Origin of the sequence: Bradyrhizobium cajani, from assembly GCF_009759665.1 — a bacterium.
In the GTDB taxonomy this organism is placed as follows: domain Bacteria; phylum Pseudomonadota; class Alphaproteobacteria; order Rhizobiales; family Xanthobacteraceae; genus Bradyrhizobium; species Bradyrhizobium cajani.
This window is the reverse complement of record NZ_WQNE01000001.1, coordinates 538,232-550,262: the sequence shown is the minus strand read 5'-3', so window position 1 is coordinate 550,262 and position 12,031 is coordinate 538,232. Positions and strand designations below refer to the sequence as shown.

Genomic DNA, 12,031 nt, shown 5'->3' with positions numbered 1-12,031 from the left:
GGAGGATGGCGTGTCGAGAGTGCTGAAGTGGATCGTATGTGCGGGATGGCTTGTCGGGAGCAGCGCGACCGTCTCGGCGCAGAGCGCGGACTGGACCGCGGTGGTGGACGCGGCCAAGAAGGAGGGCAAGGTCGTCGTCTACAGCATGGCGCTCGGCGCACCCTATTATGCCGCCGTGCTGAAGTCCTTCGAAGCCAAGTATGGAATCAAGGTCGAGAGTCTCGATCTGCGTGCCAGCGAGCTTGCCGAGCGTGTTCGCACCGAGCAGGCGGCCGGGCGGTTTCTGGGCGACACCGAGATCATCACCACGACGATGATCGAGGAGCAGCTCAAGACTGGCGACTATGTCCAGAAGGTCGGCGACATCCCCAACGCGGCCAACCTGCGCGAACCGTTCAAGACCTCCGATGTCAGCGTGCCGGCCTATGTGCAGCCGATGGGGATCCTGATCAATACGCGCCTGGTGAAGCCCGAGGAGGAACCGAAGAGCTGGAACGATCTCAACGATCCGAAATGGAAGGGCAAGATCCTGTCGGACGACATGCGTCCGCTGGGGAGCGGCAACACCATGTTCGCGGTCCTGCAGAAGAAGATGGGCGCACCGTTCAACGAGCAGCTCGCGGAACAGAAGCCGGTGTTCAGCCGCGACATGCGCAATGATGCGCGCCGCGTGGCGCGCGGCGAATACCCGATCTACGTTCCGCAGGTATTCGCCTTCGCCTCGGATCTGAAGGGACTGCCGGTCAAGGTGGTCATCCCGCAGGAGGGCGCGCCCTATGCGCAGATGGAGTTCGCGCTGTTGAAGAATGCGGCGCACCCCAATGCCGCGCGTCTCCTCATCAACCACTTCCTGGAGATCGACTCCCAGCTCCTTTACGCGAACGCCTGGATGCTGCCGGTCGTCAAGGGCGCCGCCGAGCGCGCCAATGACGACGCGAAGGCGTTCGCCAACGCCAAGCTGATGGGCATGGCAACGCTCGCGGAGCGGCCGGCCATGATGGAATTGGCCCGCAAGCTCTACCAGTAAGCGCCCGATGAGCACGTTGTCGTCGAACGAGATCACGCACCCTCCCATGCGATGGGGGATCCGGTTCGCTCGCCTGATGGAAGGCAAGGCGCCGCGGCGGCTCGCGCTTGCGGCCCTGGCCCTGCTGCTCGCGTTTCTATCACTCTACCCGCTGTCGATGCTGCTGTACGGCAGCCTGCACACCACGCCGCCCGGCATGGCCGGGACGTTCAATCTGTCGGGCTATATCCAGGTCTTCACCTGGCCGACCGCCGTGGTATTCGCCAATACGGTCGGCATATCCCTGCTCAAGACGGTCTTCTCGCTTCTGCTCGCGGTGCTGTTCGGCTGGATCATCTCGCGCACCGACACGCCGATGCGCGGCTCGCTCGAGGTCCTGATTACCCTGCCGTTCTTCGTGCCGCCGATTCTAACCGCAATGGCCTGGGGCATGCTCGGCAATCCGCAGGTCGGCGTGATCAATCTTGCGTGGCAGTGGCTCTCCGGCTCCGAGACGCCGCTCGTCAACGTCTACTCCTATGCCGGCGTCGTCTGGCACATGCTGCAATACTCGACGCCGTTCCTCTTCCTGTTCGTCGTCGAGGCGTTTCGCGCCATGGATCCGGCGCTGGAGGAGGCGAGCCGCATGTGCGGGGCCTCGCAATGGCGGACGTTCCGCCGTGTCACGCTGCCCTTGATGCTTCCGGCGGTGATCACGGCGTTCCTGCTCAGCTTCATCCGCGGGCTCGAGAGCTTCGAATCCCCGTTGTTCTTCGGCACGCCGGCGAAGATCGAGGTGGTGACCACCGCGATCTACAATTCCATCCATCACCAATCCATCCCGAACTACCAGTTCGCCAGCGCGCTGAGCTTCGTCATCATGGGGCTGATGTTCCTGCTCGTGATCTGGCAGTGGCACCTGCTGCGCGGCCGCAGCTTCCAGACGGTGACCGGCAAAGGCTATTCGCCGCGCGTCATCAAGCTCGGGCCGTGGCGTTGGCTCACCTTTGCGGTTTGCGTGCTCTTCTTCATCATCAGCGTCGTGCTGCCGATCGGCCAACTCCTGCTCGGGTCCTTCTTCCAGTTCTTCGGCTTCTATCAGTGGGACATGCTGACGCTCGACCATTACCGGTCGGTCCTCGGCAATGACGAGGTCTGGCGCGCGTTCCGCAACACCTTTCTCCTGGGCTTCGGCGGCGCCTCGGCGACCATGGTGCTCGGCAGCATCGTCGCCTATGTCTCGACCCGCACCCGCTGGTCGGGTCGCCAATTGATCGATGTGCTGGCGTGGCTGCCCTGGATGATGCCCGGCATGGTGCTCGCCGTCGGCTTTCTCTGGGGCTTTGCTTTTCTGCCGGGCGCGATCACCATCTATGGCACGATCTGGGCGCTGCTCATCGCCTACGTGGCGCTCGGGACCCCGGTTTCCGTCCGCGTGATGTCGGCCGCCTATCACCAGCTCTCCTTCGATCTCGAGGAATGCTCCCGCGTTCACGGCGCAAGCTGGTGGCAGACCCTTTGGCGGATCCTCATTGCACTCGCCTGGCCGTCCTTCGCGGTCGGCTGGGTGCTGACGTTCTTCGGCATCATGCGCGAGCTCAGCGCTTCGGTGCTGCTCTATTCGGTCGGTTCGGAAGTTCTCTCCGTCGTGCTGCTGCGGATGTGGGAGAACGGGCAGGCCGAGGCGGTCAGCGTGGTCGGGCTCATGATGATGTTGCTGGTGTTTCTGTTCCGCTGGGTGCAGCTCCGGCTGATCAAGCGCTACGTCAGCACGTTGTGATCAAAACGTTGGGATGCAACTATGGCAGAAGTTCTTCTTGAAAACGTTTCCAGGACCTTCGGCGGCTTCACGGCGGTGGACGATGTCGACCTGCGCGTCGCGGCGGGCGAATTCGTCACGCTGCTCGGACCTTCCGGCTGTGGCAAGACGACGACGTTGCGCATGGTTGCCGGTCTGGAGGAAACGACCGGTGGCCGCATCTCGATCGGCCGGCGTGTCGTGAGCGAGCCCGCCAGGAATATTCATCTTGCTCCCGACCGTCGCCAGCTCGGCATGGTGTTCCAGTCCTACGCGATCTGGCCGCATATGCGCGTGTTCGACAACGTCGCCTATCCCTTGCAGGTGCGGCGACGGCCGGCCGCAGAGATCCGCGAGCGGGTCGAGCGAGCGCTCCGGCTGGTGGAGATGGAGCGATTTGCCGACCGGCCGGCGCCCGCTCTGTCTGGCGGCCAGCAGCAGCGGGTTGCGATCGCGCGCGCGATGGTGTTCGAGCCCGAGGTGCTCCTGCTCGACGAGCCGCTCAGCAATCTCGATGCACGGCTGCGCACGCAGATGGGCGACGAGTTTCGCTCGCTCCAGAAGCGGCTCGGCATCACAACCCTCTATGTGACCCACGATCAGGACGAGGCGATGGCACTCTCCGATCGCATCGTGGTGATGCGCGGCGGACGCATCCTTCAGATCGGCGCGCCCACCGAAATCTATCAGCGTCCCAACTCGGAGGCGGTCGCGAGTTTCCTCGGCGCGCCCAACCTGCTGGATGCGACCGTGACGGGGATCGAGGCGACGCCGTCCGATCCATCCCGCTTCACGGTGCAGGGCGACGGCTGGCAGGGCGTCGCTTGCGGCAACCAGCCCTTCGCCTGCGGGCAAAGTGTGCGCGTCCTTGCCAGGCCGGAGGATCTTCGCATCGGACCGATCGCGAGCGATGCCGACGCAACCTGGCGCGGCGAGGTGATTGCGTCGGTGTTCCGCGGTGCGCGCCGCTCATTGCGGCTGCGGACCAGCGCCGGCGAACTCCATTTCGAGGTGCCGGCCCTGACCGAAGCGCGGGTCGGCGACATGATGCAGATCGAGGCGGCAAGGTCCTCGCTGTGGGCCGTCGCTCCCGGCTGACGGGCCGGTCGCAACGACGCGACGTCGGGCATCCGGAAAGCGGCTAAAGCCTGCCGAATTGCCAGGCGGCGCTGTCATCCTTCGGGTTGCCAGCCGGCGGTCGCGGAGAGGGCCCGCGCATGAGCGATCAGCGCCGTCGCCGTCGGGCCCTTCAGGTCATCATCGAGAATGCCGATGGGGCCCATCATCGTGATGGCTGCGATCATGAATCCGGCCTGGTCGAAGATCGGTGCGGATAGGGAGGTGAAGTTCGGCAGCAGGGCATCACGACAGCGGCTGATGCCGTCGCGCCGGATCGTGTCCATCATCTCCTCCACCTCCGCCTTGGTGGTCGGCGCATCATCCACCCGCGTCTCGCGCGCGAGCTCCTCCTTGAGCTCCCGATCCAGCATTCCGCCCGTCAGCGAACGCGGCAGATGTGCAAGAAAGTTTCGCCCCAGCGCGGATCGCAGCAGGCTCAGGACACTTCCGACACGCAGCTCGATGATGGGGCGGCTGGCTCCGCCCTCGACGCGGTAGATGATGGTTGGACCACGATTGCCCCACACGCCGAGAAACACCGTGTGGCCGATCGTCGTCGCGAGCTCGGTCATCGCAGGCCGCGCGACGGCAAAGACGTCGAACTGCTCGATCGCCGCCATGCCGAGCTTCAATGCGTAGGGGCCGAGGGCATAGCAGCCGGTGTCAGTCTCCTGCCGGACGATGCCCACCGCCTGAAAACTCACGAGGTAATAGTGGACATTGGCCGCCGACATTCCGGTGTTGGCGGCGATCATCTTCAGCGGCACAGGGCGCAGTTCAGTCCGCAGATAGTCGAGGATCTTGAAGCCGATCTCGATCGACTGGATGCCGCGCCGACCGCTGCGTTCTGCCTTGGTGATTTTGACGGGCTCGGATCCACGTGCGGATGCAGACGCCGAATCCGGCGGGCGGGGTCGACGCGGCCTCTTCACGGAAAGTCCTTATGAATCAGGTGGTTGTGACGGGCGAGTGTCGCTCGGTCGCATTATTGGGCGCGTCGCGCCGGATATTCAGGTTCAGTGCATTTGACCACATCATACATCTATGACTAAATAAAACGCAACCGACGATCGGCCGAAGCGGGCGGTATCCGCTGTCAGCTCCGTTCGCGCGCGCAATTGAGGGACCGATGCTGTTCGACATGAGCCAGCTTCCGGCGGAGATCCGCTACAAGATACTCACCGCGACCGTTACTCCGCGGCCCATCGCCTGGGTGACGACAAGGTCCCGGGACGGGATCGCCAATGCGGCGCCCTTCAGCTTCTTCAACGTTCTCGGGCATGAGCCGCCGACGGTCGTGCTCGGCTTGCTGCGTCATCCGAAACGAGGCTTGAAGGACACGGCGCAGAACATCGTCGAGACCGGTGAGTTCGTCGCTCACCTGGTGCCGCACCAGATGGCCGAAGCCATGAACGCGACGGCGGTCGATGCTCCCTCCGAGATCGACGAGATCGAGATTGCGGGGCTGGAGACGCTCCCGTCGCAGATGATTGCGCCTCCACGCATCAAGGGATGCCCGGTTGCGTTCGAATGTCGCTCCCTCTCGGTCCAGGAGACCGGGCCCCGGCAAATCGCGGTGATCGGCGAGGTCGTTTGCGCTCATGTGGCGGAGCAGTTCGTGATCGATGCACAGAGAGGCCATATCGACGCGATCGGCCTCGACCTCATTGCCCGCATGCACGGTTCGGGCTGGTATGCGAGGCCTCGCGATCTCTTCCAGCTGGTGCGGCCGGCGCCGATCGAATAGCGACGGCCGCCGAAAAGACCCGTGCATGGCCCGCAGCTGCGAAAGCGCCGACGTCAGGGCTGATGTCGCCGCGTGATCGCGACTTGGGCCGCCTGGGCATAGAGGCTCGCAATCAGGTCGAGATGGCTGCCGGCAGCCTCGGATTTCTCCGCCCAGTCCTCCAACGCTTCCAGCATCGGCGGAAGAGTTGCGGCGCGCAGATCCGCATAGGACTTCAGTGACCGAGTGGCCCAGATCGGTGACTGAGCCCGAGGCCGGAACGGCGAGATAGCCCTTGAAGCTACCGCCATCATTGGCAGCGATATCGATCCATTGTCCCGCCATCGTGCGATCCCCTCTCGCCGACCACGGCGGCTGCGGCTCGGCACGACGCTGACGCGTCCTCTTGGGGTGCACGGACGGTTGCGGGGACGGGACGACCAGCGCGAGCGCGCGGCAGCGCTCCTCGATCTGGTCGGACTGCCGGCCGAATTCGCGGATCGCTATCCGCACGAATTGTCGGGCGGCCAGCGCCAGCGCGCTGGGATCGCGCGGGCGCTCGCCCTCGAGCCGGACTTCATCGTCGCCGACGAGATCGTCTCAGGGCTCGACGTCTCGACCCAGGCGCACATTCTGCTGCTGCTAAAGGACCTGCGCGCGCGATTGGGGCTGACGATGGTGCTTCGGAGCCGTGCTGATGCCGACCACCCCATCGGGTGACGGAGGCCGCCGACGCTGGACCCGAATCCGCTCTTGGCCCATTGTGATGCGACGCCGGGCGGCCCGTGCCCGCCGTTCGAAGAGCCCACGTCGGTGCGATGGACAAGAACCGCCAACCAGGCAAGCGCGTATCCCTCGCCGGGATGCATATCGACCGAACGTCGTCGGTGCCGCTGCACTTGCAGATCTCGGCCCACATCCGGAGTTGCATTTTGCGCGGCATCTTCCCGGCCGGAACGCAATTTCTGGGCTCGCGCGAGATCGCGCGGGAATTGGGTTGCTCCCGCACGGTGGTGCTGACCGCGTGGGATCTGCTCTACGCCGAGGGCTATCTTGAATCGACGCCGCGCGGCAGCGTGATGGTGGCGTCCGTCACAACGCAGCATGTGGAGCCGCCGTCGGTCGCGCCTGTGGCCGCGCCCGCCCATATGTCGAAGCGCTGGCAATCACTGCTCGCCTTCGACTACGAGACCAACTGGCCATCGGAGTTCAGCCCAGGCGCGCCGGATATTTCGAGCTTTCCCTTCAAGGAATGGTCGCGCCTGCTGCGTCAGGCCTGGCAAAATCCAAGGGAGCAGGAGTGCCTCGATCTTCCGCCCGAGGGCCACCCGCGGCTGCGGAGCGAGATTGCGAACTTCCTCGGCTCGGTGCGCGGTCTCGTCTGCTCTCCGGAGGAGGTCGTCGTCACCTCCGGCACGTCGGGCGCGCTGGACTTCTGCAGCCGGATGATCCTCGACCCCGGCGACGAGGTCTGGGTCGAGGAGCCGGGCTTCGTCGAGGCCCGATGGGCGCTCACAGCGGCCGGCGCGAAGCTGGTTCCTGTTCCCGTCGATGACAAGGGGCTGGTGGTCTCGGAGGGGATCCGGCGTGCGCCCGGCGCGCGGCTGATCGTGGTCACGCCGTCGCATCAATATCCCCTCGGGGTCAGCATGGGCCTGGAGCGGCGTCTCGAACTTCTGGACTGGGCGAACAGGAACGACGTCTGGGTGATCGAGGACGACTACAATTCGGAGTTCAGGCATCAGGACAGCATGATCGCGTCGCTGCGCTCGCTCGATCGTCAGGGGCGGGTAATCTATTTCGGCACCTTCTCGAAGATCATGATGCCGAACCTGCGGCTCGGCTACATCGTCGCCAACAGGCGTTTCATCGATGGATTTTCGAAGGGCCGCGCGCGGATCGACGTGCACACCTCAGGCATCGGACAACTCGCTCTGGCGGAGTTCATGCGCGAGGGGCACCTGTCGCGGCATCTGCGAAGCATGCGGCGGATCTATGCTGCGCGGCGACAGGCGCTGATCGAAGCGATCACGGCGCGGATGCCGGATGATCTCACCGTGTCCGCAGCGGTGACCGGGCTGCACCTGGTGGCGCTGTTCACGGACACGATGCAACGGCGGATGAGCGATCGCGAGGCGGCCGCGGTCCTGAAGCAGGCCGGCATCCACGTGCAGCCCTTGTCGCAGAATTTCCTGGAGCGGCCGACGCGGCAGGGCCTGGTGTTCGGCTACGGGCGGCTGCATGTCGAGGATGCCGCGCCATTGCTTGGAAGAATCGCGGCTGGCATCGGCAGCGGCTCCCGCAACGCAGCAACCGACCCGGCAATATCCGCTCGTACTGTTCGTACAATTAAGAGAAGCTGAGCCGACCGTTATGCATAGCTCGTAGGCATGCGACTATCCCGCGACGCCGTTCGATCGCCTGCAAATTAGACAGACGATTTTGGACGCTTCGATTGCGGTGCAGCGGGCGGCGCGATTTGTACGAAGAAATCCGTGGTGCGCCGCACGTTGTTCGCCTGGAACGATCCACGTTCGCCTGCACCCAGCGCAGGCAGCGCTGCACCAAAACGAGCAGCAGGTGGCGCGGCGCGCGGCGGTGGCCGCTTGCTGGTCTAGTGGTTTGCGACAACTCTGGCCCTATCCCGAGCCTGCCGCTCTGTCGCACGCTCGCGAGCGGTGGCATGACAAGGGGTGATGATGAGCGCTCTCGGTTTGGCATTGGACGTTGCGATGGACGGCAAGGACCCGGCGTCGGGTCCGGACGTCACGCGTAGCTGACCCCCTGCACATGAGCTCTTCCGAAAACCACTGGGAAGTCGGCACCGATATCGGCGGCACCTTCACCGACATCATCGCGATCCGGCGCGATTCCGCGGAGGCGCGGATCGCCAAGGTGCCGTCGCGGCCGCAGGCGCCGGTTCAGGCGATGCTGGAAGCGATCGAGGCGGTGGGCCTGCGCAAGAGCGAGGTCAAGCGCTTCGTCCACGGCACCACGCGCGTCACCAACGCCATCGTCGAGAACCGCCTGCCGAAAGTGGCGCTGGTCGCGACCGAAGGCTTTGCCGATGTGCTGGAGATCGCGCGCTATCGCCGCCGCGATCTGTATCGCCTCGACATTCCGCCGAAATCACAGCCTTTGGTGCCGCCCGAGCGATGCTTTGGCCTCGCCGAGCGCCTCGATCACGAGGGGCGGGTGCTGAAGGCGCTTGATGCAGCAGAGATCGAGCGCTTGGTGGCTTGGCTGAAAGAGACCGGGGTGCAGAGCGTCGCGGTTGCCCTCCTTCACGCCTATGCCAACCCTGTCCACGAAAAAATGCTCGGCGAACGTCTCAAGGACGTCGTCGCCCACGTCTCGCTGTCGCATGAGGTCAATCCCGAGGCGCGCGAATATGAGCGCACCTCGGCAACCGTGTTCAACGCGGCCGCCATGCCGATCGCGGTGGAATATCTGAGCGAGCTCGAGCAGCGCCTTCCGATCGGCCCCGGCTTGCAGGTGTTTCATTCCGCCGGCGCGATGATCCCGATCTCGGCGGTAAAGCGGCGGTCCCTGGTGATGGCGATGTCGGGCCCTGCGGCCGGTGTCTCGGCATCGGTCAGCATCGCGCGCCAGCTCGGCACGTCGCGCATGCTGACGTTCGACATGGGCGGCACCACCACCGACGTCTGCCTGATCGTCGACGGCCAGGCCGAGATGACCGATGGCCGCATGCTCGGCGACAAGCCGCTGCGCCAGCCGATGCTCGCGGTCCATTCGATCGGCGCGGGCGGCGGATCGATCGTGCGCAACGGCCCGGGCGGCCTGACGGTCGGCCCGGAGAGCGCCGGTTCCGAGCCAGGGCCGGCCTGCTACAGCCGCGGCGGCACAGAACCCACCATAACCGACGCCAATGCCGTGCTCGGCTATCTCAATCCCGAAACGAAACTCGGCGACCGGATCGGGATCGACATCGAGGCAGCCAAGCGCGTCATCGAACCGATTGCGCACGCCTTGGGGCTGAGCCTGACTGAAACCGCACTCGGCATCATCAAGGTTGCCAACGCGACGATGGCCCGCGCGCTTCGCCGCGTCACGGTCGAGCGCGGCATCGACGGGCGCGACTGCACGCTGCTCGCCTTCGGCGGCGGCGGCCCGATGCATGCCGCGGGCCTCGCCGATCTCTATGGGATTGCAGAGGTCGTCGTGCCCAGTGCATCGAGCGCGTTCTCGGCACTGGGCTGCCTCACCGCCGATTTCAGCTTCCTCCAGCAGCAGACCCTGCGCGCCGCCCTCGACGGCATCGATCTCACCCGCGTGTCGGAGCGGATTGGTGCGCTGATTGAGGATGCCTCGGGCCCGCTGATCGCCAACGGCGTTGCGAGGGCCGAGATCCAGGTCGAACTCGTCGCGCTGATGCGTTACGCCGCGCAGAACGACGCCATTCCGGTGCCCTTCACCTTGCCGCTCGATGTTATCAGGCTGAAGAAGGACTTTCTGACGCGGCACCACGAGCTGTTCGGTTATGCGACCGGCGAGCCCTGCGTCATCGAATCCGTGCGGGTCCAGGCCCGCCGGCCGTCAACGACCGTCGTGAGCCGGCCGGCGACTGCGGTGAGGGCGGTGTCCACCGGCAAGCGCATCTGCTCGTTCGACAGCTCGCATGAGACCGAGACCGCGATCATCGACCGCGCGTCGCTGACTGAAACGGTCAGCGGCCCCGCCATCATCGAAGACGCCTGGTCAACCGTGGTCGTGCCGCCCGGCTGGCAGGCGAAGCCGGATGAGGCCGGCAATCTCTTCCTGACGTGGAGGGCGGCATGAAGCTCGATCCGTTCGTCGTCGAGGTCATCAGGCACGGGCTTTCCGCCGCGGCCGAGGAGATGAGCCTGGTGATGACGCGCTCGGCGCGCTCGCCGCTGCTGCGCGAGGCAGGCGACCTGTCGTCCGCGATCACGGATGGCCGCGGCGGCCTGGTCGGGCAGGGCCGGGACATCCCGATCCATCTCGGCGCGATGGCCTACACAATTCCGGAACTGCTGAAAGTGGTGCCGCGCGAGAGCCTGAACGACGGCGATGTGCTGATCTACAACGTCGGCGCGCTCGGCGGCAATCATCTCAACGACGTCAAGGTGGTGCGGCCCGTCTTCGTCGACGGCGAGATCGTCGCGTTCGCGGTCAGCCTCGCGCACTGGCCCGATATCGGCGGCACCTGGCCCGGTAGCTATTTTGCAAAAGCCATCGACACGTTCCAGGAGGCGATGCGGATTCCGCCGGTGCTGATTGCGACCGCGGCCGGCGTCAATGCACCGATCGTGCAGCTGCTCAAAGCCAATGTTCGCGATCCAGACTCCTGCGAGGGCGATCTGCTCGCACAGATCGCGGCAACGAAAGCCGGCGAGCGTCGCATCGTCGAGCTCTGCCGCGAACACGGCAAGGCCGTCTTCACGGCGACCCAGTCCCGCCTGCACGATCTCTCCGAGATCGAGATGCGCGAGGCGATCCGCGCACTGCCGGACGGCGTCTACGAGGGCGAAGACTATCTCGACGACGGCAGCGTCAACAACGCGCCGGCGCGCATCCATGTGAAGATCACTATTCGCGGCGACGAGGCGACCTTCGATCTCTCCGGAAGCTGCGACCGCGTTTCGAATTTCTGCAACACGACGCCGTTCATGGCGCGCTCGGCGGTGGCCTATGCGGCGCGGATCATGAGCGGGCGTGACATGCACCAGAATGCGGGTGCGCTTCGGCCGCTGACCATCATCACGCGCCCGGGCTCGATCCTGGAGCCGGGATGGACCGCGTCGGTTGCCGCCGGCAACCACGAGACCTCGATGCGCATCGTCGATGCGATTTTTCGCGCGATGCAGGACACCATTCCCGAGCGCCTGTCGGCCGGCGGCGCGACCACCGCGGGCGTCCTGTTCTTCGCCGAACCGCGACAGAACGGTTCGTGGAAGATGCTGTACGAGGTCCACGGCGGCGGCGAAGGCGCGCGGCACGATCGGGCCGGCATCTCGGCGACGCGCGTGCATCTGTCCAACACCTCGAACACGCCGGTCGAGGTGATCGAAGCGAACTACGCGATCCGTCTCGAACAGCAGGCCATTCGCCGGCATTCCGGCGGCGCGGGCGCCCATCGCGGCGGTGACGGCTCCGTCCGCACCTACCGCATTCTCGCACCCTCGATGCATCTCACCACCTGCATCGAGCGCATGGTGATTGCGCCCTACGGCATGCAGGGCGGGGAGTCCGGCAAGGCATGCCGTATTTCACTGGTCCGGCAGGGCGCGAACGTCGCCATCGACGGCAAGTCGAACCTGGTGTTGCAGCAAGACGATCTCGTCACGATCGAGATGTGCGGCGGTGGCGGCTATGGCGCCGTAGCCGCGGAGTGAGGGGA

Annotated in this window: 10 protein-coding genes; 8 read left to right on the top strand and 2 right to left on the bottom strand. The window is 65.2% G+C overall.

Annotated elements, in window-relative coordinates:
* The first annotated feature begins 10 nt into the window (after positions 1-10).
* Genes GPL20_RS02425 through GPL20_RS02415 form a run of 3 tightly spaced genes read left to right on the top strand, consistent with a single transcriptional unit; the run spans position 11 to position 3,902 of the window.
* The gene (locus GPL20_RS02425; RefSeq protein ID WP_254125356.1) at positions 11-1,027 is read left to right on the top strand and encodes an ABC transporter substrate-binding protein; all 1,017 of its coding nucleotides are present in this window, start codon (positions 11-13) and stop codon (positions 1,025-1,027) included.
* Positions 1,028-1,073: 46 nt separating this feature from the next.
* Positions 1,074-2,786, top strand: coding sequence for an ABC transporter permease (locus GPL20_RS02420; protein ID WP_246250022.1), 1,713 nt, complete (start codon positions 1,074-1,076; stop codon positions 2,784-2,786).
* Positions 2,787-2,807: 21 nt separating this feature from the next.
* Entirely contained in the window at positions 2,808-3,902 is a 1,095-nt protein-coding gene (locus GPL20_RS02415; protein WP_157327302.1) for an ABC transporter ATP-binding protein, read from the top strand.
* Positions 3,903-3,976: 74 nt separating this feature from the next.
* Here GPL20_RS02415 and GPL20_RS40085 read toward each other — a convergent pair whose 3' ends face one another.
* Positions 3,977-4,855, bottom strand: coding sequence for an IclR family transcriptional regulator (locus GPL20_RS40085; RefSeq protein ID WP_254125354.1), 879 nt, complete (start codon positions 4,853-4,855; stop codon positions 3,977-3,979).
* A 197-nt stretch (positions 4,856-5,052) separates the two neighbouring features.
* Between GPL20_RS40085 and GPL20_RS02405 the strand changes: the two genes are divergently transcribed.
* Entirely contained in the window at positions 5,053-5,670 is a 618-nt protein-coding gene (locus tag GPL20_RS02405) for a flavin reductase family protein (RefSeq protein WP_157327301.1), read from the top strand.
* 53 nt (positions 5,671-5,723) lie between these two features.
* Here the strand turns inward: GPL20_RS02405 and GPL20_RS39905 are convergent, their stop codons facing one another.
* Complete coding sequence (locus tag GPL20_RS39905; protein WP_256557398.1) at positions 5,724-5,846, bottom strand: hypothetical protein; 123 nt, start codon at positions 5,844-5,846, stop codon at positions 5,724-5,726.
* Positions 5,847-5,982: 136 nt separating this feature from the next.
* On the opposite strand from GPL20_RS39905, the gene GPL20_RS02395 reads away from it, so the two are divergent.
* From GPL20_RS02395 to GPL20_RS02380, 4 genes are all read left to right on the top strand, one after another.
* Positions 5,983-6,369 (top strand): ATP-binding cassette domain-containing protein, encoded by a 387-nt coding sequence (locus GPL20_RS02395; RefSeq protein WP_373568206.1) that lies wholly within the window; start codon positions 5,983-5,985, stop codon positions 6,367-6,369.
* Positions 6,370-6,467: 98 nt separating this feature from the next.
* Positions 6,468-8,012 (top strand): MocR-like pyridoxine biosynthesis transcription factor PdxR, encoded by a 1,545-nt coding sequence (pdxR, locus tag GPL20_RS02390; protein ID WP_157327300.1) that lies wholly within the window; start codon positions 6,468-6,470, stop codon positions 8,010-8,012.
* Positions 8,013-8,439: 427 nt separating this feature from the next.
* Positions 8,440-10,449, top strand: a complete 2,010-nt coding sequence (locus tag GPL20_RS02385) for a hydantoinase/oxoprolinase family protein (RefSeq protein ID WP_157327299.1) — start codon at positions 8,440-8,442, stop codon at positions 10,447-10,449.
* Positions 10,446-12,026 carry a hydantoinase B/oxoprolinase family protein gene (locus GPL20_RS02380; protein ID WP_157327298.1) on the top strand — a complete coding sequence of 527 codons (1,581 nt, stop codon included), beginning with the start codon at positions 10,446-10,448 and terminating at the stop codon, positions 12,024-12,026. The genes GPL20_RS02385 and GPL20_RS02380 overlap by 4 nt, the downstream gene beginning before the upstream one ends.
* The last annotated feature ends 5 nt before the right edge of the window (positions 12,027-12,031 follow it).